The sequence below is a fragment of the Rhodococcus sp. WWJCD1 genome (genome assembly GCF_002258735.1).
Lineage (GTDB): Bacteria > Actinomycetota > Actinomycetes > Mycobacteriales > Mycobacteriaceae > Rhodococcoides.
Window position 1 is genome coordinate 173,039 of record NZ_NOXY01000026.1, and the last position, 22,488, is coordinate 195,526.

At 64.5% G+C, this 22,488-nt stretch carries 17 protein-coding genes and 1 pseudogene; 12 read left to right on the forward strand and 6 right to left on the reverse strand.

All coding sequences use genetic code 11. From position 1 onward, the window contains the following. Positions 1-28: 28 nt before the first annotated feature. The 5 genes and pseudogenes from ectA to CH286_RS18915 form a co-directional block, all read right to left on the reverse strand. Positions 29-601, reverse strand: a pseudogene (ectA, locus tag CH286_RS28270) (diaminobutyrate acetyltransferase); the annotation flags it as partial. Between the two features lie 103 nt (positions 602-704). Next, positions 705-2,822 carry a RecQ family ATP-dependent DNA helicase gene (locus tag CH286_RS18900; protein WP_094610125.1) on the reverse strand — a complete coding sequence of 706 codons (2,118 nt, stop codon included), beginning with the start codon at positions 2,820-2,822 and terminating at the stop codon, positions 705-707. 72 nt (positions 2,823-2,894) lie between these two features. Beyond that, positions 2,895-3,299: a VOC family protein gene (locus tag CH286_RS18905; RefSeq protein ID WP_032402394.1), complete on the reverse strand. Its 405-nt coding sequence runs from the start codon at positions 3,297-3,299 to the stop codon at positions 2,895-2,897. A gap of 9 nt (positions 3,300-3,308) precedes the next feature. Then, entirely contained in the window at positions 3,309-3,776 is a 468-nt protein-coding gene (locus CH286_RS18910) for a helix-turn-helix transcriptional regulator (RefSeq protein WP_032402395.1), read from the reverse strand. Beyond that, the gene (locus CH286_RS18915) at positions 3,773-4,645 is read right to left on the reverse strand and encodes a ribokinase (RefSeq protein WP_094610126.1); all 873 of its coding nucleotides are present in this window, start codon (positions 4,643-4,645) and stop codon (positions 3,773-3,775) included. The genes CH286_RS18910 and CH286_RS18915 overlap by 4 nt, the downstream gene beginning before the upstream one ends. A gap of 92 nt (positions 4,646-4,737) precedes the next feature. On the opposite strand from CH286_RS18915, the gene CH286_RS18920 reads away from it, so the two are divergent. The 9 genes from CH286_RS18920 to CH286_RS18960 all read left to right on the forward strand — a co-directional run bounded on the left by CH286_RS18920 (position 4,738) and on the right by CH286_RS18960 (position 17,526). Further along, positions 4,738-6,003, forward strand: a complete 1,266-nt coding sequence (locus CH286_RS18920; RefSeq protein WP_037151288.1) for an aspartate aminotransferase family protein — start codon at positions 4,738-4,740, stop codon at positions 6,001-6,003. Beyond that, positions 6,000-8,912 carry an FAD-binding and (Fe-S)-binding domain-containing protein gene (locus CH286_RS18925; RefSeq protein ID WP_094610073.1) on the forward strand — a complete coding sequence of 971 codons (2,913 nt, stop codon included), beginning with the start codon at positions 6,000-6,002 and terminating at the stop codon, positions 8,910-8,912. The genes CH286_RS18920 and CH286_RS18925 overlap by 4 nt, the downstream gene beginning before the upstream one ends. Continuing rightward, on the forward strand, positions 8,909-10,372 hold the full coding sequence (locus tag CH286_RS18930; RefSeq protein ID WP_094610074.1) for an NAD-dependent succinate-semialdehyde dehydrogenase: 1,464 nt from the start codon (positions 8,909-8,911) through the stop codon (positions 10,370-10,372). The genes CH286_RS18925 and CH286_RS18930 overlap by 4 nt, the downstream gene beginning before the upstream one ends. Positions 10,373-10,387: 15 nt before the next feature. Further along, positions 10,388-11,101 carry a GntR family transcriptional regulator gene (locus CH286_RS18935; RefSeq protein ID WP_230592415.1) on the forward strand — a complete coding sequence of 238 codons (714 nt, stop codon included), beginning with the start codon at positions 10,388-10,390 and terminating at the stop codon, positions 11,099-11,101. A 224-nt stretch (positions 11,102-11,325) separates the two neighbouring features. Beyond that, positions 11,326-12,504, forward strand: a complete 1,179-nt coding sequence (locus tag CH286_RS18940; RefSeq protein ID WP_037151285.1) for a M24 family metallopeptidase — start codon at positions 11,326-11,328, stop codon at positions 12,502-12,504. A gap of 2 nt (positions 12,505-12,506) precedes the next feature. Further along, complete coding sequence (locus CH286_RS18945; RefSeq protein ID WP_255182708.1) at positions 12,507-13,832, forward strand: aminotransferase-like domain-containing protein; 1,326 nt, start codon at positions 12,507-12,509, stop codon at positions 13,830-13,832. Continuing rightward, positions 13,829-15,025, forward strand: coding sequence for a M20 family metallopeptidase (locus CH286_RS18950; protein ID WP_094610075.1), 1,197 nt, complete (start codon positions 13,829-13,831; stop codon positions 15,023-15,025). Before CH286_RS18945 ends, CH286_RS18950 begins: the two co-directional genes overlap by 4 nt. 114 nt (positions 15,026-15,139) lie before the next feature. Next, positions 15,140-16,567: an MFS transporter gene (locus CH286_RS18955; RefSeq protein ID WP_230592416.1), complete on the forward strand. Its 1,428-nt coding sequence runs from the start codon at positions 15,140-15,142 to the stop codon at positions 16,565-16,567. A 2-nt stretch (positions 16,568-16,569) separates the two neighbouring features. Then, positions 16,570-17,526 carry a D-2-hydroxyacid dehydrogenase gene (locus CH286_RS18960; RefSeq protein WP_094610076.1) on the forward strand — a complete coding sequence of 319 codons (957 nt, stop codon included), beginning with the start codon at positions 16,570-16,572 and terminating at the stop codon, positions 17,524-17,526. A 4-nt stretch (positions 17,527-17,530) separates the two neighbouring features. Here the strand turns inward: CH286_RS18960 and CH286_RS18965 are convergent, their stop codons facing one another. Continuing rightward, on the reverse strand, positions 17,531-18,649 hold the full coding sequence (locus tag CH286_RS18965) for an NADH:flavin oxidoreductase/NADH oxidase (RefSeq protein WP_032402547.1): 1,119 nt from the start codon (positions 18,647-18,649) through the stop codon (positions 17,531-17,533). 113 nt (positions 18,650-18,762) lie between these two features. Here CH286_RS18965 and CH286_RS18970 point away from each other — a divergent pair, with 113 nt between their 5' ends. Genes CH286_RS18970 through CH286_RS18980 form a run of 3 tightly spaced genes read left to right on the forward strand, consistent with a single transcriptional unit; the run spans position 18,763 to position 22,386 of the window. Beyond that, entirely contained in the window at positions 18,763-20,043 is a 1,281-nt protein-coding gene (locus tag CH286_RS18970) for a glutamate-5-semialdehyde dehydrogenase (RefSeq protein WP_094610077.1), read from the forward strand. 44 nt (positions 20,044-20,087) lie between these two features. Beyond that, positions 20,088-20,969 carry an AAA family ATPase gene (locus CH286_RS18975; protein ID WP_094610078.1) on the forward strand — a complete coding sequence of 294 codons (882 nt, stop codon included), beginning with the start codon at positions 20,088-20,090 and terminating at the stop codon, positions 20,967-20,969. Between the two features lies 1 nt (position 20,970). Beyond that, positions 20,971-22,386 (forward strand): vWA domain-containing protein, encoded by a 1,416-nt coding sequence (locus CH286_RS18980; protein ID WP_032379194.1) that lies wholly within the window; start codon positions 20,971-20,973, stop codon positions 22,384-22,386. Positions 22,387-22,488 lie beyond the last annotated feature (102 nt).

The following is a 22,488-nucleotide window of genomic DNA, read 5'->3' on the forward strand; positions in this document are numbered from 1 at the left end:
AATTCCGCGATGCGTCGGGGCCCACTGTGTAGAGCTCTTCGGCTTCGTGGCTATCAGGGAAATCGTTGGGCGCGAACAAATCCGACCTGACGATATCGGTGCCTCGCTTACGTGCGAGGCTCGTGAAGGTTGCGATGGACGCTTCGTTGTCCGGGCTGATCGTCGTTTCCAGATGCGTGATGCCCTGTGGTTCGAGGCGGTCGAGCAGCTCCATCAGCATGCGACCGGCAAGTCCCTTGCCACGCTGGTCCGCATCCACGGCGACCTGCCACACGAACAGTGTGCGGGGGGCGTCCTGGCGGATGTATCCGGTGACGAAACCGACTGCGCGGCCGTCGACATCGGATACGACGGTGGTGGCCGCGAAATCACGGCACCACAACACGTACGAGTAGCTGGAATTGAGATCCAGAACTCGCGAATCTCTTGCGATCTCCCAGAGCCGGACTCCGTCGGAGATCTGTGGCTTACGAAACTTCACTGCGTCCGGCGCAGTGAGCGGGGTACCTCTCAGCAATGCGGGCTTCATTGGAAATACAAACGTAACAACGTTGCCCAGGCATATCGACTGCGCCGGGAAATCGACCCCGGAAACGGACATGCTTCCCCAGGTTAACCGTCGAATGTGATGGTGCTCACACGATCGGCGCCCGGCAGGCGGTACCCAGAAATGCGCGGTATAAACCCCGGTCTGCCGAGAATCTTTATTTCGGTGTTGCGAGCGCGAACGGCAACACCGCCGAAGCACCCGCTGACGTCAGAGCAGACGTGGCACAGGTGAACGTCCACCCGGTGTCGGTCAGCAGATCGATCAACAGAATCGGCCCTGGAACGGACGATACGTCCGGAACCTCCCACGAGTCCACCAGCCCGGCGACCCGAAACGCCGAATTGGCGGCCGATACCGGCGGATGACCGGGCCTGACCTGCATCATCCCCAGATCCTGCAACTTGCCGACGGCTGCCAATCGAGTGGCGATCGACCGCACCAATAGCGGGTGGGTGGGGGAGTCGAGGGCGAGAACGGCAGAGGGCCGCTGCTTCCAGTCCCAATTGGCCAGCACTGTGATGCAGGCTTTCTCGAGAGCATCGGTGGCAGGGGCATCGGGCGCGTCCAGCAGAGCCCGCAAGCGGCTACCCCAGCCCAGGTCGGTCAAGCGACCCAACACACGTCCCGGCTCGTGTGGATCGGCGATCTTGCCCGAGAGGGATACACCCAGCTTCTTCATGCCGCTCGGCCACTGCTTTCTCGGCTGCAGGTCGATGCCCGGCCGATCCAGCCGTGCTCTCGCCGAATCGACCGAGGCCGCGTCGACGGAAGCGGACAGGTGCTCACCCGTGCAGTTGTCACACCGTCCGCAGCGATCGGACTCGCTGCCCGGTGCGCCGAGGTCGGGATCGTCGAGCTGCCGACGCAGGAACTCCATCCGGCACCCGTCGGTGCTCTGGTAGTCGAGCATGGCCTGCTGTTCGCGGTCCCTCGCTTGTTCGAGGCGCTCGTAACGGTCCGCGTCGTACGACCACTGCTCCCCGGTGGCCATCCAGCCGCCACGAACGCGTCTGACCGCTCCGTCGACGTCGAGGACCTTGAGGACCATTTCGAGCCTGCTGCGGTTCAGCTCCACCAACGGCTCCAGTGCCTGCGTCGACTGAGCCTTCTCGGTGTTCAAGGCCTCTATGACCTGCCGCACCAGATGTTCGCGGGGGAAGGCGACCGAGGCGAAGTAGCTCCAGATCTGCCGATCCTCGTGGCCGGGAAGCAGCACCACGTCGGCTCGTTCCGTAGCGCGCCCGGCACGGCCGACCTGCTGGTAGTACGAAATCGGAGACGATGGAGCCCCCATGTGCACCACGAAACCGAGATCGGGCTTGTCGAACCCCATGCCGAGCGCGGACGTGGCGACGAGTGCCTTGACTCGGTTGGAAAGCAGATCACCTTCGAGCGATTCGCGCTCCGTGGGGTCCGTTTGACCGGTGTACGACGCAACGACGTGGCCCTGATCGGTCAACAGGGCCGCGAGGTCCTTGGCCGCCGACACCGTCAGGGTGTAGATGATTCCGGACCCGGGCAGAGTCTTCAGGTGATCGCCGAGCCAGGCGGCCCGTTCGGTGGCGTTGTCGATTTTCACCACCGCCATGCGCAGCGAATCGCGGGCGAGCCCGCCGCGCAGTACGAGGGTGTCGCCACCGCCGACACCCAGCTGTGCCGCAACGTCGTCCACCACGCGGTCGTTGGCCGTTGCGGTGGTCGCGAGTACGGGAATACCGTCGCGCAGCTCGGCGATCAGGGTGCGGATACGCCGGTAGTCCGGCCTGAAATCGTGGCCCCAATCCGAGACGCAGTGCGCCTCGTCGACCACGACCAGGCCGGCGTCCCCGGCCAGGGACGGCAGCACCTGATCGCGGAAATCGGGGTTGTTCAAACGCTCGGGACTGACCAGCAACACGTCGAGCTCACCGGAGTTGACCTGCTGGTGAATGTCGTCCCATTCGGTCATGTTCCCCGAGTTGATCGTGGCTGCCCGAACGCCTGCGCGCTCGGCGGAGGCCACCTGATTACGCATCAGCGCCAACAAGGGGGAGACGATGACGGTAGGACCCAGGCCCTGAGCGCGTAGCAGCTTCGCGGCGATGAAGTACACGGCAGACTTTCCCCAGCCTGTTCGCTGCACCACCAGAGCACGTCGACGGTGCACCACCAGGGCCTCGATCGCCGTCCACTGGTCGTCTCGCAGCACAGCGTCGGGGCCGGCGAGCTCGCGCAACAACCTCTCGGCGTCATCGCGCAAGTTGCCCACGGTCGCGTGCGTCGCTGTCGTCATACCGTCCATCGTGCAGCATCGGTACGACAAGGAACCGTGCTGCGTGCTCCTCGTTCGTTCCGCAGGCTCCAGTCAGGCTTGGCTGACGCGCACCATGTTTCCGGCCGGATCGCGGAAGGCTGCGTCGCGCGCACCCCACGGCTGACTCGTCGGTTCCTGCAGAATCTCGGCGGTACCTGCCGCTCGGATCTTTTCGAACGCTCCGTCGAGGTCATCGGCACGGAAGAGCAAGCCCGGCATTTCGCCCTTGGCGAGCAGAGCCGCGATCTGATCGCCGAGCTCCTGCGAGCGGCCCGCGTGCGGCTGCGACAACACGATCTCGATCTCGGGTTGATCACTGGGAGACAACGTGATCCAGCGATAGCCGTCGTTGGCGACCTCGCTCTTCACCTCGAGACCGAGGGCGTCGCGATAGAAGGCCAAGGAGGCATCGGGGTCGTCGGTGTAGATGTGTACGTGGCTCAGTGAGAGTGTCATGACGCAAGGCTAGAACGCCCCGGTCGTCGTTGCTTCTCCGATTCTGCTCGGTTCGGTGGCGGCGTCGGCTGCAGCGGTGCCACGCATCGGCCGACCGAGAACCATGGCTCGGCAACTCGGTACCGCTCGGCTGTCGCGGTGATCACGGGCGCGATATGCGCTGGGCGTCTCGCCGACGATCTCGGTGAACCGTGAACTGAAGGAACCGAGGCTGGTGCAACCCACCGCGAAGCACGCTTCGGTGACGGTCATATCTCCGCGGCGCAGCAGAGCTTTGGCGCGCTCGATTCTTCGGGTCATCAGATGGGCGTACGGCGTCTCCCCGTATGCCTCGCGGAAGCGGCGGCTGAAGTGCGCGGTGGACATCAGTGCCGTGCGGGCGAGGGTCGGCACGTCGAGAGGTTCGGCGAAGTCGCGGTCCATCCGATCACGTGCGCGGCGCAACAGTCGGAGTTCGTTCACGTCCGGAGCGTTCATCGAGCGGCCGCATCGCGAAGTGTGTCTATCTCGGCCCGGGTGCCTGACGAAGCGCTCGCCCCGGGTCTCGTGGCTGCGAAAGAACCTGCAGTGGTTGCCCATTCGACTGCCACGCGTGGTCCGGCGGACCACGATGCAGCGAGCGCCCCGGCGAACGCATCTCCGGCACCGGTGGTGTCGACTGCCTCGATCCGTGGTGCCGACACCTCGAACGATTCGGATCCGCGGTACCGGGCACCCTTGGCCCCCAGGGTGGTCACCACTTGTTTCACGTCGTCCGCTCGGTGTCCGATGCGGGCTTCCTCGGCCTCGTTGACCACGAGTACGTCGGTGGCTGCAATCAGGGCGTCGGGTAAGTCCTGTACCGGTGAGGGATTGAGCATCGTGATCACACCGCGAGCGTGCGCGTACTCGAATGCGGCGACCACGGTGTCGATGGGAATCTCCAACTGGCACAGTAGGATATCGGCGTCGGCGATGACGGTGCGGTCGTCGTCGGTGAGATCGCGGACGGTGCCGTTGGCACCAGGGACGACGACGATGCTGTTCTCGGCACGGTCGTCGACGGTGATGGTGGCGATGCCACTCGAACCAGCGGCCGTACGCACTGCAGTGTCGTCGATGCCTGCGGCCGTGAGCGTGTGGCGCAGCGTTACTCCGAATTCGTCGTCTCCGACTGCTCCGAGGAAGGCGACCGACGATCCGGCTTTCGCAGCAGCAATAGCCTGGTTGGCCCCTTTACCGCCCGGGGTGGTGGTGAAGGACGTTCCCATCACGGTCTCGCCCGGATCGGGCAGGGACGGAGTGCGGGTGATCAGATCCATGTTGATGCTGCCGAGAACGACGATGCGGGGGTTCGAGGCGGACACGAACGAACTGTATCTCTCCACGAGTCCGGCTCGATAAAAATGCTAATTGCAGATTGTTGACAATCGGAAAGGCGTGAGTGACGATGGCAGTCATGACAGCGTCGACTCGTACCCACCTCAGCCCGGCACTCAAGCAGGCGACCCCGATCGTCGTCGATCACGGAAAGGGCAGCTGGATCATCGGTACGGACGGGCGCAAGTACCTCGACTTCACCACTGGAATCGGTGTCACCAGTACCGGGCACTGCCATCCGCGCGTGGTCGAGGCCGCGCGTGAGCAGGTGGGCAAGATCATTCATGCGCAGTACACGACCGTCATGCACCAACCGCTACTGGAGTTGACCGACAAACTCGGCGAGGTACTGCCGGCCGGGCTCGACAGCGTGTTCTACGCCAACTCCGGCTCCGAGGCCGTCGAGGCGTCGATTCGATTGGCACGCATGGCAACCGGGCGACCCAACATCATCGCCTTCCACGGAGGATTTCACGGACGCACGGTAGCGGCCGCATCGTTGACCACCGCTGGAACCAAATTTCGCTCCGGCTTCTCGCCGATCATGGGGGGAGTGCACATCGCACCGTTCCCGTACGCGTTCCGGTACGGCTGGGACATGGACACCGCGGTCGCGTTCGCGTTGAAGGAACTCGACTACCTGCTGATGACGATGTCGAGCCCCGCCGACACCGCCGCGTTCATCATCGAACCGGTTCTCGGTGACGGTGGATACCTGCCCACGCCGCCCGAATTCCTCGAGGGACTGCGGGAACGCGCCGACACGCACGGCATCGTCCTGATCGTCGACGAGGTGCAAGCAGGTGTGGGGCGTACTGGAAAATTCTGGGGGCACCAGCACTCGTCGATCACTCCGGACATCGTCATCACCGCGAAAGGGCTCGCCAGCGGTTTTCCGATCTCTGCCATCGCGGCATCGACCGAGCTGATGAGCAAGGCATGGCCGGGTTCTCAGGGCGGAACCTACGGCGGCAACGCCGTCGCCGCCGCTGCCGGCGTCGCCACCCTCGATGTGGTGCGCGACGAGGGTCTTGTCGCCAATGCAGCCGTCCAGGGCAAGGTTCTGCTCGACGGCCTGCTGGCACTGAAGGCAGAGCACTCGGCCATCGGTGATGCACGTGGACTCGGACTGATGCAGGCGCTCGAATTCGTCGACAGTGCAGGCAATCCCGATGCTGCCGCCGCCCTCCGAGTACAGCAGGGCGCGATCGACGAAGGGCTGTTGCTGCTCACGTGCGGGGCGCTCGGCAACGTGGTCCGGATCATTCCCGCGCTGATCGTGAACGACGACGAGATGCGGCAGGGTATCGACGCGCTGTCGCGAACGCTGAAGAACGTGCTGTGACGTCTGCGCCCATCCGATCCGATGTCCCCGCACTCGTGCATCGAGTGCGGGAGACGGGGATCGATATCGACGACTCGCCTCGGCGCCTGGCAGAGTATTCCTACGACGCCTCGAACTACCGAATTCCGCCTGCAGCGGTCGTGTTCCCGCGCAGCGCCGACGACGTATCCACCGTGGTGTCGCTGTGCACCGAGGCCGGAGTCGCTGTGATCGGCCGCGGCGGCGGAACGTCGATGGCGGGCAACGCCATCGGCCGCGGAATAGTGCTCGACTTCTCTCGTCACATGAATCGGGTGATCTCGGTCGACACGGATTCGCGGACCGCCGTCGTGGAACCGGGCATCGTGATTTCGGAGTTGCAGCGTGAGCTGGTGGCACGCACGTCGGGGGCCTTCACGTTCGCCCCCGACCCGTCCAGCAAAACACGCGCCACGGTGGGCGGTGCAGTCGGCAACGACGCATGCGGTAACCACTCGGTTCGCTACGGTCGCACCTCGGACCACACGGTGGCGATGGACGTGGTGACAGCCGAGGGGCATCTACTGCGGGTCACCCGTAGTGGCGTGTCGGCCGTGCATGCCGAAGATGCGGCAGCAAGCATTGCGGCCGAACGCATTTCGCACGAGTTGCGCACACTTGCGGCCGACAATCTGGCGCTGTTCAGGGTCGAGCTGGGCCGCATTCCGCGACAGGTGTCCGGATTTCATCTGTCGCATCTGCTGCCCGAGAACGGGTTCGACGTCGCGCGTGCGTTGGTCGGCAGCGAAGGCACCTGTGCAGTGATCGTCTCAGTGACCGTCACGGTCGTGCCCGTACCGCCTGCCGCGTTGCTGCTCTGCCTCGGCTACCAGGACGTGGTCGCAGCTGCAGCCGACGTCATGGCGATTCTGGAATTTTCGCCGGCTGCGGTGGAGGGGATCGACGACAACATCGTGCGGACGATGGAGTACCGGCGTGGGCCGGACTCCGTGCGCGGCTTGCCGGCAGGAAATGCCTGGCTGTACGTCGACCTCGACGGGGCCGACGCGGCCGAGGTCGAGGACAAAGCGGCAAGGCTGCTCGGGGAGCTCGGCCGGCTCGGACGGTTGAAGGAAGGTCTCATCGTCACCGACCCGGCCGATCGAACAGCGCTGTGGCGGGTACGTGAAGACGGAGCGGGCCTGGCCACGCGGATGGCCAGTGGAGTCGAGTCCTGGGGCGGGTGGGAGGACGCCGCCGTGGCACCGGAAAACCTGTCGGCGTATCTCGCCGACCTGAATTCGCTACTGGCCGAGCACGAACTGACGGGAGTGATGTACGGCCACTTCGGTGCCGGCTGCATGCACGTGCGCATCACGTTCGATCAACGCACCGAGGCCGGGCGACGGGTGATGTACGACTTCCTTCGCGCCGCAGCGCGGGTCGTCGTCAAGCACGGCGGCAGCCTGTCGGGCGAACACGGAGACGGCCGGGCACGCTCGGAACTACTGCCGGTGATGTACTCGCCGCGCATGCTCGACGCGTTCGCGCGATTCAAGCGCATCTGGGACCCCGGCGGCATTCTCAACCCGGGATCGATCACCGAGCCCGAGCCGATGATGGACAACCTGATGCTGCAGGGTATTCCGCAACGAGAGTGGAAGACGACGTTCGATCTGCACCAGATCGGAACGCGAGAGGATCTGGATCCTTTCGTTCACGCCACCCAATCGTGTGTCGGTGTCGGTAAGTGCCGCACCACCTCCGGAGGCGTCATGTGCCCGAGCTTCCGAGCGACGGGCGACGAGAAGGATTCCACTCGGGGCCGCGCCCGGGTGCTGCAGGAGATGGTGCGCAGCTCGCCGACCGTCGCCGACGGGTGGGGCTCGAAAGACGTGGCAGAGTCGTTGGACCTGTGCTTGTCGTGCAAGGCCTGTTCCTCGGACTGCCCGGTCGGGGTGGACATGGCGACGTACAAATCGGAGTTTCTCGACCATCACTATGCGGGTCGGTTGCGACCGCTCTCGCACTACTCGCTGGGATGGTTGCCCCGCTGGCTGAAGGTGACGCAGCGAACGGCACCGCTGCTCAACCGTCTGCTCATCCCGCGCATCGCGGCACTGGCGGCTCGACTCGGTGGTCTGACCACCGAGCGGCCGTTGCCGCGCTTCGCGTCGGCGAAGGAACTGGCTCACGAAATACGGATGGGCGGAGGCCGCGCCGCCGACGTGGTGCTTGTCGTCGACACCTTCACTCAGGGCTTTCGCCCCGAGGTCGCGGGCGCGGCGCAGCGCGTGCTCGAGGATTCCGGCCGCAGCACCGAATGCCGGACCGACGTGTGTTGTGGTCTGACGTGGATCTCGACGGGCCAGTTGAAGGCCGCCCGCAAACACCTCACGAAAGCCGTTGCTGCGCTCGACGACGGTACCGATCGGCCGATCGTCGTCACCGAGCCGAGCTGTGCCGCGGCATTCCGCAAGGACATGCCCGAGTTGGTACCGACGGCTGCCGCGAGAAGGGTTGCGGCGCGGGTACAGAGCTTCGCGGGAGCGGTGATCGATCAAGCCGCGGCGGGCTGGGTGCCCTCGGCGCAGGTTCCTGCGTCGGTGACGGTCCAGACCCACTGCCACGAATATGCCGTGTTCGGCAACGCGACCCAACGCAACGCTTTGGCCTCCGTCGGTGTCGAGGCAGTGCGGGAAGCCACCGGATGCTGCGGAGTGGCAGGCAATTTCGGCTTCGAGAGCAGTCACTACGAGCTCAGCATGAAAGTCGCCGAACAGGCTCTCGCACCGGCTGTTCGTGCCACCGAGCCCGACACTCCGATTCTGACCGACGGATTCAGCTGCCACATGCAGGTGCGACAACTCACCGGTGAGCTGACCAGTGATGCGTCCGTGCACCTGGCTCAAATACTCGATCCACGTTCGACGAAAGGACCGCGGCAATGACGACCAGCCTCACTCGACCCCCCATGACGACCCCCACCGACCTGTTCATCGGAGGTGTCTGGACAGCCGCAGCCTCGGCTGCCCGGTTCGATGTGATCGATCCCGCCAGCGGTGACGTGATTGCCACGGTGGCCGACGGTGGCATCACCGATGCCGAGAATGCGATGGCTGCGGCAGTCGACGCCGCTGCCGAATGGGCCGCGACTGCGCCCCGTGCCCGCAGTGAAATCCTGCGTAAGGCTTACGAATTGATCATGGCGCGGTCGGAGGAACTCGCCGCGATCATCACCGCGGAAATGGGGAAACCGCTGGCCGACGCGCGTGGTGAAGTGGCGTACGGCGCGGAGTTCTTCCGGTGGTTCTCCGAAGAAGCAGTGCGTATCTCGGGTGATCACACCCTCACCGGAGACGGTAAGAACCGCATCGTGGTCACCCGAGCGCCCGTGGGACCGTGCATCCTCGTCACTCCGTGGAACTTCCCGCTGGCCATGGGAACCCGGAAGATCGGCCCGGCGTTGGCGGCGGGCTGCACCGTGGTGTTCAAGCCGGCCGAACAGACTCCGCTCACTGCCCTGGCTCTGGCCTCGATTCTGCACGACGCGGGTGTCCCGGCGGGCGTCGTCAATGTCGTGACCACCACCGATGCAGCGGGTGTCGTGGGCTCGTGGATGAGCAGCGGTGCGGCCCGCAAGATCAGTTTCACCGGTTCGACTGCAGTGGGAAAGATCCTGCTCGAGCAAGCTGCATCGACGGTGATGCGCACCTCGATGGAGCTCGGTGGCAACGCACCCTTCATCGTCATGGAGGACGCGGACCTCGGCCGCGCCGTGGACGGAGCGATGGTTGCGAAGATGCGCAACATGGGCGAGGCCTGCACCGCAGCCAATCGATTCTTCGTACACCGCAGTGTCGTAGCGCAGTTCGCGGACGAGCTCGCCCAGCGTATGGGTGCATTGACGGTGGGGGCAGGTACTGCACACGGCACAGAGGTGGGGCCGCTGATCGACGATGCGGGCCGGTCGAAGGTGCAGAGACTCGTCGACGACGCACTCGGTCGTGGCGCGCGTGCGATCGTCGGGGGAGCGGCACCGGACGGGCCCGGCTACTTCTACCCGCCGACGGTGCTCACCGACGTCGACTCGAATTCGGATCTGATGTCGCAGGAAATCTTCGGGCCGGTGGCAGCGATCGTGCCGTTCGACACCGAGGACGAGGTGATCGCCCTCGCGAACGACACCGAATGGGGACTGGTCGGGTACGTCTTCACTCAGGACATCGATCGGGCGCTACGGATGGGGGAGCGGCTCGAGGTTGGCATGGCCGGTCTCAACACCGGTCTGGTCTCCAACCCCGCGGCACCGTTCGGTGGCGTCAAACAGTCCGGGCTGGGCCGCGAGGGCGGAAAAGTCGGAATCGACGAGTTCCTGGAGTACAAATACTTTGCCATTCCCCGAGGCTGAAGGAGGCTTTCGATCATGCCCAGTTCGAGAAGACTGACGCCCATCGACGCACGCAACACGTCGATGGTGATTGCCGACCAGATTCGCGATCGCATCATCGACGGGTCCTATGCCCCGGGGGAGCAGATCAACGAGGCGAACGTGGCGGCCGAACTCGAAATTTCGCGGGGCCCGGTGCGTGAGGCGCTCCAGCGCCTCAATCAAGAGGGTCTACTGGTCAGCTACCGCAACCGGGGCGTGTTCGTCGTCGAACTGAGCAGCGACGATGTCACCGAGATCTACGAGTCCCGTGCGGCGATCGAGGTCGGTGCTGCGTGGACGTTGGTACACGGTGATCGCGGCCGGCTGATCACCGCTGCCGACGAGCTCTCTGCCATCGTGATGCAGATGCAGCCGTTCATCGACCGGGCGGACTGGCGAGGTCTGGCCGAACGAGACCTCGCATTTCACACCGCCCTCGTCGCAGCGACGCGCAACAGCCGAATGTCGCGGATGTACGCCACGCTCGCTGCGGAGGCGCGTATCTGTATGGCCAACCTCGAAACCGCGTACTACCGGCCAGAGGCGTTGGTGGAGGAACATCAACTGATCGTCGATCTTCTGCTCGGATCCGATTGGGACGCACTGGAAAAGGGCGTACACGAGCACATGGACACCGCCATCCACGACTTGACCCGGGCGATGGTCGAGGAGCATGCCGAACACTCGGTTCTGGCCACTCCGGGATAGATCGCTCGGCGTGCAACACAGCATTTACATCTGAAGTCTTGCGTACCTCTGGCGTAAGCGCCTAGCCTGATTGTCAACAATCTACTAAATCTCCACGATCGAAGGGGGTGCCCGTGAACGACTCATCCGACTCCGCCTACGTCACCGCAATCGGACCCGAAGACACCGCAGGACGGGCCGCTCCCGGCCTGGCGCGGTACCCCGATGTTCCGAACAGCACGCCGATCACGTTCACCGACGAGGAGTACGCCGCCCGGCTCGCTGCCGTCCGTGAGCGGATGGCAGCGCAGAACCTCACCGCACTCATCGTCACCGATCCCGCCAACCTCTACTACCTGCTCGGGTACAATGCGCTCTCGTTCTACACCCCGCAGATGTTGTACGTCCCGCTCGAGGGCGACATGTATTTCTTCGCCCGCGAAATGGACGCCAACGGCGCGTTTCGCACGTCGTGGCTGCCGCAGGATCGAACGTTCGGCTACCCCGAAACGTTCGTGCAGCGCAAGGACACTCATCCCTTCGTCTGGGTCGCCGCGAAGCTGCGCGAACTGGGGCTGGTGAACAACTTCGAGCACGGCCAAGTGGGTCTGGAGATGGACTCGTACTACTTCAGTCCCAAGGCATTCGAAGCTCTGGTGAAGTCGCTGCCCGAGTACCGATTCACCGACTCCTACGAGCTCATCAACTGGGTGCGAGTGGTCAAGTCGCCCGCGGAGATCGCCCTGATGCGCGGTGCTGCACAGGTGTGCGAATCGGCGATGTCGGCGGCCTACCAGTCGATCTCGGTGGGTGAGCGGCAGTGCGACGCGGCCGCGGCCATCATGAACGCACAGGTGCGGGGCACCGCGGACTTCGGCGGCGATCATCCGGCAATCGTGCCGATGCTGCCCACCGGTGCCGGGGCCGACACCCCGCACCTGACCTGGTCGCATCAACCCTTCGTGCGGGGCGAGACCACCGTCGTCGAACTGGCCGGAGTGTTTCGGCGCTACCACATCCCGATGGCACGCACGATCGTGCTCGGAAAGCCCAGTCCGCGTTTGGATTACCTCGCCAAGTCCACCGGGGAAGCATTGAACGACGTGCTCGCAACCGTGCGGGCAGGCGTCACCGCCACCGAGCTGGCGCAGGTGTGGAACACCAGCCTGGCCAAGCACGGACTGCACAAACCGTCGCGCATCGGCTACTCGATCGGCATCGCCTACGCACCCGACTGGGGTGAGCGCACCGTGAGCCTGCGCACCGACGACGAGACGGTGCTCGCCGAGAACATGACATTCCACATCATCGGCGGAATGTGGATGGACGACTACGGATACGAGGTATCCGAGGCCGTTCGCGTCACCGAGACCGGCCTCGAAACCTTCACTGCATACCCCCGAGAACTACTGACGAAGGAGTGAGCATGACCGCATCCACCCAAGGTCGTTCCGCAGGCTCCACTCCTGCCACACAAGGTCGATCCGCAGGCTCCACTTCTGCCACACAAGGTCGTTCCGCAGGCTCCCCTCCCAGCATTCCGTGGGCCCTGCGAACCGACAAGCTGGTGGGATCGGTGATCGATTCGTCGACATCGCTCCTTGCGGCGCAGAAACACGACATCGTGCGCTTCGCGATGGGATCTCCTGCCGCCGAGACGGTTCCGGCTGCTGCATTCACCGAGATCGCCGCCGGCGTGCTCACCGCGGACGCGTTCGACTACGGTGCCACCGAGGGTGACCCCGGCCTTCTCGACGCATTGCTCGCCTACCTCGAGTCGGTGGGCGAGCCCACGTCCGAGGAGCGAGTGGTGATCACCTCGGGCGGGATGCAGGGCCTCGACATCGCGTGCAAGTTGTTCGTCGATCCGGGCGACTTGGTGATCGTCGAAAGTCCCACGTACACCAACGGAACCGCCACCGTCCTCAGTTACGGGGGCGACATCCTCGAGGCCCCGATGGACAGCAACGGTCTCATCGTCGAGGCATTGCCCGAGCTCGTCGAGCGCGCGGGGCGGTTGCCGAAGATGATCTACGTGATCCCCAACTTTCAGAACCCGTCCGGGGTGACCCTGTCGCTCGAGCGCCGTCGGTTGCTCATCGAATTGGCACACCGTTGGGGATCGGTGATTCTCGACGACGATCCCTACGGTCTGCTCCGTTTCTCGGGTGAGTCGATCCCCAGTTTCGGCACACTCAGTCCCAACGACCCGTTGATCTTCTCCGTGCGCACGTTCTCGAAGATGATCGCGCCCGGCCTACGGGTGGGATGGGTGGACGCCGCCCCCGAGGCGCGGCAACTGATCGTCAACGCCAAGCAGGCAATGGACACGTGCACCAACCTGCCTGCGCAGCGGATGGTCGCCGAGTACATCCGGCGCGGACTGCTCGACGAGCACCTTCGGTCGTTGGCGTCGGTGTACCTGCCGCGCAAGGTCGCGATGCAGAACAGCATCGCCAGACACTTCGGTGACTCGATGTCGACGACCGACCCCGAGGGCGGATTCTTTCTCTGGGCGACGTTGCGCGGCAACGACGTCGACTTCTCTACTCAGGACCTGTTCGAGACGGCGCTCGCCGAAGGAGTGGCCTACATCCCGGGACCGGCACTGTCGGTGGGCGGCAAATTCCACGATTCGCTGCGCCTGTGCTTCGCCTCGTCGACTCCCGAACGCATCGACGAGGGAATCAGAAGACTGGCGGTGGCAGTGGAGAAGTCCAAGCACCTGCTCGCCTCCGATCCCACTCGATGACGGTCACGAGTTCCGAACGTGCCCTTCTCGATTCGATCGACGAGCACGAAATTGTCGGTCTGACAACCGCTTTGATCGATGCGGGCGGTGAGAATCCCGGGGACACCGAGGAGAAGACCGCGAAGGTCCTCGCCGAACACTGTCGCGCACTGGGTTTCGATGTTCGGACCGTCGAGGTCGCTCCTGGTCGGCCCAACGTCTTCGTGTCCATCGGATCCGACAAGCGGCCAGGGGTGCTGTTCGTGGGCCACTCCGATGTGGTCCCCGCTGGTACGGGCTGGACCACCGATCCCTTTTCCGCCGTGGTTCGGGACGGTCGCATCGTCGGCCGCGGGTCTTGCGACATGAAAGGCGGCCTGGCCGCGGTGGTGGCGGCCATGGCCGCCGTGCTGCGTTCCGGTCTCGCGGACGAGCACCCCATGACGTTGGCGTGCCTGGTCGACGAGGAGGACACCGGACTCGGTATCCGAGCTTTCGTCGCCGAATCTCAGCACCGCACGTACAGCTGTTGCGTGGTGGCGGAGCCTACGGATCTGGTCACCATCTACGGCTGCAGAGGGGCGGCGAACCTGGAGATCGAGGTTCGGGGCCGTTCCGCGCATGCGGGGCAGCCGCGCAACGGAGCCAACGCCATCTCTGCTGCAGCACGCATCATCAGAATCATCGAGGGCTCCCAGGCGGAATTGGATGCGAACCCCGACCCCGAACTGGGGCCGGCCACCTGGAATGTGGGGACGATAGCGGGAGGTACGGGCACCTCGATGGTCGCCGACCGGTGTGTCGTCACCGTCGACCGCCGTCTGTTACCCGGCGAGAGCGCCGCCGGAGTCGTAGGAGATCTGCGATCCCGCATCGAATCTGCGGAACTCACCGGGTCCGGTATCGATGTCGAGATCGGTATCGCGATGGAAATGCCAGGCTTTCTGACCAGCGTGAACAACGGATTGGTCACTACCGCAGTGCAATCGGTTATGGACAACGGATTTGGCCGTTCCACTGACATCTGGACGGCATCGTGCGATGGTGGTTTTGTGGCACAGCAGATGGGAATACCCACCGTCGTGCTCGGTCCCGGGGAGATCGAAGAACAAGCACATCGGCCGGACGAGTCCGTCGCCGTGCGGCAATTGACCGACAGCGCAAGGGCGTACGCGTTGATCGCCACCAGAATTGCTGCACTACCAGGACTTTAGCGCTGCACGAGGGGGTTGGCCGAAACGTATGTTCTGTATCGCCGTAATGTCGAACGCTGCGAAGTACCACACCGACGCTCCACTTTGTCCACAAAAGCGAGAGGTATTTCGACCGTGACCGAAAATTCAGGGTCGGCAGCATCGCCGACCGGATATCCCCCCAGTACCGACACCCTGAGCCCGGACGAGACCAAGATTCTCCACCGCGCCATCGGCGGATCTGCACTCGGCAACGCAGTCGAGTGGTTCGACTACGCGGTGTACGGCTATCTCGCCGTCTACATCGCCGCCAACTTCTTTCCGTCCGAGGACGGGGGAGCGAGCCTGCTCTCCACATTCGCCGTGCTGGCCGCGTCGTTCATCATTCGTCCCATCGGCGGCATCGTGCTCGGCCCACTCGGCGACCGCATCGGTCGTCAGAAGGTCCTCGTACTGACCGTCTCGATGATGACGTTGGCCACGGCGGCGATCGGTGTGCTGCCGACATTCGACACCATCGGCATCGCCGCACCGTTGCTGCTGCTCGTCTGCCGTTTGGTGCAGGGCTTCTCTACCGGTGGTGAGTACGGCGGCGCAGCTGTGTTCATGGCCGAGTACGCGCCCGACAAGCGGCGCGGATTCTTCGGATCGTTCCTCGAATTCGGCACCCTAGCAGGCACGGTGGGCGGTGCCACCCTGTGCACCCTGCTCAACGTCGGGCTCGGTGACGAGACCATGGAGGCCTGGGGCTGGCGAATCCCGTTCCTGGTGACTCTCCCGTTGGGCATCGTTGCGCTGTGGTTGCGAACCCGGCTCGAGGATTCTCCGGTGTTCGCCGAAGCGAAAGAAGACGGCGGCACGGTCGAAGAGGGTGCAGGCGGAGCCGTCACCTCACTCAAGGCCACCATGACGTACTGGCAGCGGATCCTGATTCTGATGGGATTCGTGCTGCTACTCAACATCGCGTACTACACGGTGCTGACTTTCTTGCCCTCATACCTGAGCGACACGTTGGGGCACAGCACGACTCAGTCCAACTTCACCCTCGTGGCGATCATGATCATCATGATGGCGATCATCAACCCGATCGGTGCTCTGTCCGACAGGGTGGGCCGAAAGCCGTTGCTGCTGGCGGCCTGCGTCGGGTACTTCGTGTTCAGCGTTCCGCTGTTCCTGTTGATCATCAACACCGGACTGATCGGCCAGAGCATCGGCCTCCTCGGGCTCGGAGTACTGCTGGTCATCATGTGCTCCTGTGTGTCGTCGACACTGCCCGCACTGTTCCCCACTCAGGTGCGCTACGGAGCGTTCGCCATCGGATACAACGTCTCGACGGCGCTCTTCGGCGGTACGGCACCGCTGATTCTGACGTTCCTGATCGACCGAACCGGTTCCAACCTGATCCCGGGTTGGTACATGATGATCGCGGCTGCCATCGCGTTCGTTCCGATTCTGTTGATGCCCGAGACGGCAGGGCGATCACTGCGCGGAACTCAGTGCCCTGGTGACAACGACGACGAGGTCGCTGCGTCCGGCGTCGAGCTCGTCGGCTACAAGAAGTAGAAGTGGCACCGGTTCTCGTCGTTCTGCACGCCGGCGACCTTCCCGGCGGACTAGAGTCCGTCGCGGAGGTTGCCGACGTCAGGTACGCCACGGCCGACACCCTGGCGGATGCAGTCGACGGTGCCGACGCGTTGCTGCTGTGGGATTTCTTCTCGCCTGCAGTCGAATCCGCGTGGCCGCGCTGCGGGTCTCTGAAGTGGATCCATATCGCCGCTGCCGGCGTCGACTCGTTGATGTTCGACGAGCTGGTGGAATCCGATGTGGTCGTGACCAATTCGCGTGGCGTCTTCGATCGACCGATCGCGGAGTTCGTGCTGGCTCAGATCCTCGCGTTCGCCAAGGACTCCGAACGTTCGCGTGCACTGCAGCATTCGAAGATCTGGCAACACCGCGAGACCGAACGTATCGACGGTGCACACGCGATGATCGTGGGCACCGGAGCGATCGGTCGCGCCATCGCCGCTCTCCTGAGTGCAGTGGGAATGTCGGTCTCGGGTGTGGGTCGAACAGCACGAGAAGGCGACCGAGACTTCGGTACCGTGTACGCCAGTGATGATCTGGCGGACGAAGTAGCACGGGCCGATTATCTGGTTCTGGTTGCGCCGTTGACCGAACAGACGAGAGGTTTGGTCGACGATTCCGTGTTGACCGCAATGAAGCCCGGCGCGCGGGTGATCAACGTGGGCCGCGGTGAGCTGCTCGATACCGAGGCACTGTTGAAGCATCTCGGCAGCAGACACATCACCGGTGCCGCGCTGGACGTGTTCGAGACCGAGCCGCTCTCGGCCGACCATCCGTTGTGGACGGCCGAGAACGTGATTCTCACCCCACACATGAGCGGCGACGCGTCGGGGTGGAAGCAGCGACTCGCAGAGGTGTTCGCAGACAACGCACGTCGATACTTCCGGGGCGAACCCCTGCTCAATGTCGTGGACAAGAAGCTCGGCTTCGTGGTGTGAGACCTCAGTAGGCCCGCTCGTACTGCGGTGCCACGGCCGGAGTCATCTCCACACCGAGTTCGCGGGCAGCGCGCCGTGGCCAGTACGGATCACGCAGTAGCTCGCGCGCAAGCAGCACGGCCGTCGCCTCGCCCAGCGAGACGATGTCCTCCGCCTGCTTGGGTTCGGTGATCATGCCGACCGCGGCAGCGGGCATCGTGGTCTCGTTCTGAATTCGCCGTGCGAACGGAACCTGGTAGCCGGGACCGACCGGAATCTTGGCGTGCACGTTTCCTCCGGTGGAGGTATCGACCAGATCCACCCCGTGTTCGGTGAGGATCTGGGACAACGCGACGGTCTGATCGGAGGTCCAACTCGGAGCCTCCAGTTCGGCTGTGCCCTCAGCATTGTCCGGCTCGTCGAGCCAGTCGGTTGCCGACAGACGAACGAACACCGGAAGCTCGGCCGGCCACACCTCACGGACCGCGTCGACCACCTCGATCAGTAGCCGGGTACGGCCGGCGAAGTCGCCGCCGTAGGCGTCGGTGCGGGTGTTGCTCGCAGGCGACAGGAACTGGTGCAACAGGTATCCGTGCGCGCCGTGAACTTCGGCCACCTTGAACCCGGCCTTCAGTGCGCGCTGCGCCGCAGAGCGAAAGTCGTCCACGATCTTCGTGATGTCGTCGTCGGTTGCCTCGCGGGGCGTCGCGTAATCACCGAAGGCGACCGCGCTCGGACCGACGGTCTCCCAGCTACGGGGATCCTCCGCGGGTAGCGACTTGCCGCCGAGCCAGGGAGCAGCGGTGGAACCCTTGCGGCCCGCGTGTGCCAGCTGGATGCCAGGAACGCTTCCGAAGGACGCGATCTCGGCGACGATCTTCGCCAATGCATCGGCCTGGGTGTCGTTCCAGATGCCGAGGTCCGACGGGCTGATGCGACCCTCCGGGCTGACTGCGGTGGCTTCGGTGATGATCAGGCCTGCCCCGCCGACCGCGCGGCTGACCAGATGGGTGCGGTGCCAGTCACCCGCAACGCCGACGTACTGGCCCGCGTCGTCGGCCGAGTACTGGCACATCGGTGCCATCCATACCCGGTTGGGAAAGGTGACCTCGCGCAGGGTCAGAGGCTCGAACAAGGCACTCACAGGTGGTTCCTCCGGTCTGTCGGTATCGACGTCGATGACGTCGGTGATCTCCACGTCGTGCTGCAACGACACGGCGACACCGCTTCATTCCCGGCCCCATTAGTGTGTAGTTCATGACTGCTTCCGTCTCGGCCGAATCGGTGCCCACGACGCTCGACGAGCGTGAGAGCGTGCATGCGGCCGCTCGTCGTGCGCGGATCGCCTCGCGTGCGCTGGCGTTGCTGACGACCGCCGAGAAGGATTCGTTGCTGCATACCGCCGCCGATGCCGTGGTTGCTGCTGCAGATTCGGTCCTGGCTGCGAACGCGGCCGATATCGAGATCGCGCGGGCAGCGGGTACCGACGAGGGTCTGCTGGATCGACTGCGTTTGACCGCATCGCGCATCGAGGGCATCGCGGCGGGCCTGCGACAGGTCGCCGCGCTGCCGGATCCGATCGGCGGGGTCATCCGCGGTTCGACGCTTCCCAACGGGCTCGAGATTCGGCAGGTGCGGGTCCCGCTCGGGGTGGTGGGCATGGTCTACGAGGCGCGCCCCAACGTCACCGTCGATGCGTTCGGTCTCGCGTTCAAGTCCGGCAACGCGGTGTTGCTGCGCGGTTCGTCCTCGGCGGCACAGTCCAATGCAGCATTGGTCGACGCCCTGCAGGGGGCGTTGCGCGAACACGGTCTGCCCGAGGCTGCCGTACAACTGCTGGGCAGTGCGGACCGTGCCACGGTCACCCACCTGATCCAGGCGCGCGGTCTGGTGGACGTGGTGATCCCGCGCGGGGGCGCGGGACTGATCGCTGCCGTCGTTCGCGATGCCACGGTCCCGACCATCGAGACCGGAGTCGGAAACTGCCACGTGTACGTCCACTCCTCGGCCGATCCGGACGTGGCCGAGAAGATCGTGCTCAACGCCAAGACCCGCCGAGTCAGCGTCTGCAACGCCGCCGAGACCGTGCTGGTCGATGCTGCGATCGCCGACACGATGGTGCCGCGGCTGCTGCAGGCGTTCCAGATGCACAGCGTCACGGTGCACGGCGACCTGCCCGGGCTGGTCCCCGCTCATGACGAGGACTGGTCGCAGGAGTACCTCTCACTCGACATCGCGCTGAAGGTCGTGGGCGGCATCGACGAGGCGATCGAGCACATCGATCGATACGGAACAGGACACACCGAGGCGATCGTCGCATCCGATATCGGTGCCGCGCGCGAGTTCACTCGACGCGTCGACGCGGCTGCCGTGATGGTCAATGCCTCCACCGCTTTCACCGACGGCGAGCAATTCGGCTTCGGTGCCGAGATCGGCATCTCCACCCAGAAGCTGCACGCCCGAGGGCCCATGGGATTGCCCGAACTGACCTCGACCAAATGGACCGTGTGGGGCGACGGACACGTCCGAGATGTCTGACGCCTCTGCCGTACCGGCCAAATCCGATCATCAGGAGTTGTGACGTGGATCGTGCCCTACCGACGACACCCCCGCTGTTCGCGAGCGTGAACGACGTCCTCGAGCGTCTGGCAGAAACGGGCTATCTGGCCGACAAGGCCACGGCCACCTCGGTCTTTCTCGCCGACCGCCTCGGCAAGCCGCTGCTGATCGAGGGCCCAGCAGGTGTGGGCAAAACCGAACTCGCTCGTGCCGTGGCCCAGACGACGGGTGCCGAGCTGGTCCGGTTGCAGTGCTACGAGGGCGTCGACGAGGCCCGCGCCCTGTACGAGTGGAACCACGCAAAGCAGATCCTGCGGATCCAGTCGGGAATCGGTGGCGATTGGGATTCGACCAAGCTGGACGTCTTCTCGGAGGAGTTCCTGCTGGCGCGGCCGCTGCTGCAGGCCATTCGGCGTAGCGACCCCACCGTGCTGCTCATCGACGAGACCGACAAGGCCGACGTCGAGATCGAAGGACTGCTGCTCGAGGTGCTCAGCGACTTCGCCATCACCATTCCCGAGCTCGGCACCATCACGGCGGAGCGCACTCCGTTCGTGGTGCTGACCTCCAACGCCACTCGCGAACTGTCGGAGGCCCTCAAGCGCCGCTGCCTCTTCCTGCACCTCGATTTCCCCGACGCGGACCTCGAGCGTCGCATCCTGGCCAGTCGGGTTCCGGAACTGCCCGAGGCGATCGCCGAGCAGATGGTCAAGACCGTCCGTGTGCTGCGGGGCATGCAGCTCAAGAAGTTGCCTTCCGTGGCCGAGACGATCGACTGGGGTCGCACGCTGTTGGCCCTCGGTATGGACACCCTCGACGACGATGCGGTCCGGTCGACGCTGGGAGTGGTGCTCAAGCATCAGTCCGATCAGGTGCGTGCTGCCGCCGAACTGCGGCTGAACTGACATGTTGGCCCCGCACGGAATTCCCGGGCATCTGGTCGGCTTCGTCGAGGCTTTGAGAAAGCGCGGAATCTCGGTGGGGCCGTCGGAAACCGTCGATGCCGGACGCGTCCTGTCGGTCCTGGATCTACTCGACCGGGAAGCCGTGCGCGAGGGGCTGGCCTGCTCGTTGTTGCGACGACCGACGCATCGCGGGGTGTTCGACGCCTTGTTCGACCTGTGGTTTCCGGTGGCGTCGGGCACGAGGGACTCGGGACAGATCGACACTGCGCTGCCCCGCACGGACGGCGGCGAGGTCGACATCGATGCGCTCCGAGAGTTGCTGGTGGATCTGCTGTCCGACGATTCGGCCGAGGCCGCGGAGTTGACCCAGATGCTGGCGGCGCAGATGGTGGAGGAACTCGGTCAGTACAAATCCTCGAACGGGCCGTCGTTCTCGGCCTATCAGGCCCTGCGCGATGTTGCCCCCGATACGTTGTTGCGCAAGATCCTCGACGGGCTACTCGGCCGCGCCGACGACACACCGGATCGGCCCACCGACGACTACGAATCGGAAGTGGCCAAACGTACTGCAGCGCAACGAATCGCAGACCTTCGCAAGATGGTCGAGAACGAGACGAGGCGGAGGTCGGCCGAGAAGCTGGGCCGCGAGCGGGTGGCGAGTTACGGTGTGCCCAAGCTGGCCGAGGAGGTCGACTTCCTGCGGGCCTCGGACACGGAGATGGCGGCGCTGCGACGCAACGTCACCCCGCTGGCCCGGCTGCTTGCCTCACGACTTGCGGTGCGGCGCAGCAGAAGCAGGCACGGCTCGATCGATCTGCGACGCACCCTGCGCAAGTCGATGTCCACCGGCGGCATTCCGATCGACTTGGTGGAGCGCAAGCCGCGTCGAGCACGCCCCGAATTGGTTGTGCTGTGCGATGTCTCTGGCTCGGTGGCGGGATTCAGTAACTTCACCCTGTTGTTGGTACACGCACTGCGAGAGCAGTTCTCGCGCGTTCGAATCTTTGCCTTCATCGATTCCACCGACGAGGTGACGCGATTCTTCGACTCCGGCTCCGACCTCGGTGCCGCGATGAGCCGCATCATCCGGGAGTCCGATCTGGTGACGTACGACGGCCACTCGGACTACGGACACGCGCTGACGACGTTCGACGAGAAGTACGCGCATGCGGTCACCAGTCGCAGTTCGGTGTTGATTCTCGGCGACGCCCGCACCAATTACCGCGAACCCAAGCTGCCCGCGTTGGCCCACATCGTCTCGGTGGCCAAGCATGCGTATTGGCTCAATCCCGAACCGAAAGCGCAGTGGGGATCCGGCGATTCGGCGGCCAAGGTGTACGCCGACGTGATCGCCATGCACGAGTGCCGATCCGCCCAGCAGCTCGCCACCGTGGTCTCACGTCTGCTGCCGGTGTGAGGCGTGTGACGCCCGGTAACGCCGCGGACGTAGAATCGACGGTTGTGCAGCACGAATACGACCCCGGTGACGACACAGGGAAGCAGTCCGTTCGCCGCTTGG

Bases quoted from the DNA above. Each gene is read 5' to 3' on its own strand.
- CH286_RS18905 (WP_032402394.1), bottom strand. From the start codon at position 3,299: ATGACACTCTCACTGAGCCACGTACACATCTACACCGACGACCCCGAT.
- CH286_RS18910 (WP_032402395.1), bottom strand. From the start codon at position 3,776: ATGAACGCTCCGGACGTGAACGAACTCCGACTGTTGCGCCGCGCACGT.
- CH286_RS18970 (WP_094610077.1), top strand. From the start codon at position 18,763: ATGACTGCTTCCGTCTCGGCCGAATCGGTGCCCACGACGCTCGACGAG.
- CH286_RS18945 (WP_255182708.1), top strand. From the start codon at position 12,507: ATGACCGCATCCACCCAAGGTCGTTCCGCAGGCTCCACTCCTGCCACA.
- CH286_RS18950 (WP_094610075.1), top strand. From the start codon at position 13,829: ATGACGGTCACGAGTTCCGAACGTGCCCTTCTCGATTCGATCGACGAG.
- CH286_RS18920 (WP_037151288.1), top strand. From the start codon at position 4,738: ATGACAGCGTCGACTCGTACCCACCTCAGCCCGGCACTCAAGCAGGCG.
- CH286_RS18935 (WP_230592415.1), top strand. From the start codon at position 10,388: ATGCCCAGTTCGAGAAGACTGACGCCCATCGACGCACGCAACACGTCG.
- CH286_RS18980 (WP_032379194.1), top strand. From the start codon at position 20,971: ATGTTGGCCCCGCACGGAATTCCCGGGCATCTGGTCGGCTTCGTCGAG.
- CH286_RS18900 (WP_094610125.1), bottom strand. From the start codon at position 2,822: ATGACGACAGCGACGCACGCGACCGTGGGCAACTTGCGCGATGACGCC.
- CH286_RS18930 (WP_094610074.1), top strand. From the start codon at position 8,909: ATGACGACCAGCCTCACTCGACCCCCCATGACGACCCCCACCGACCTG.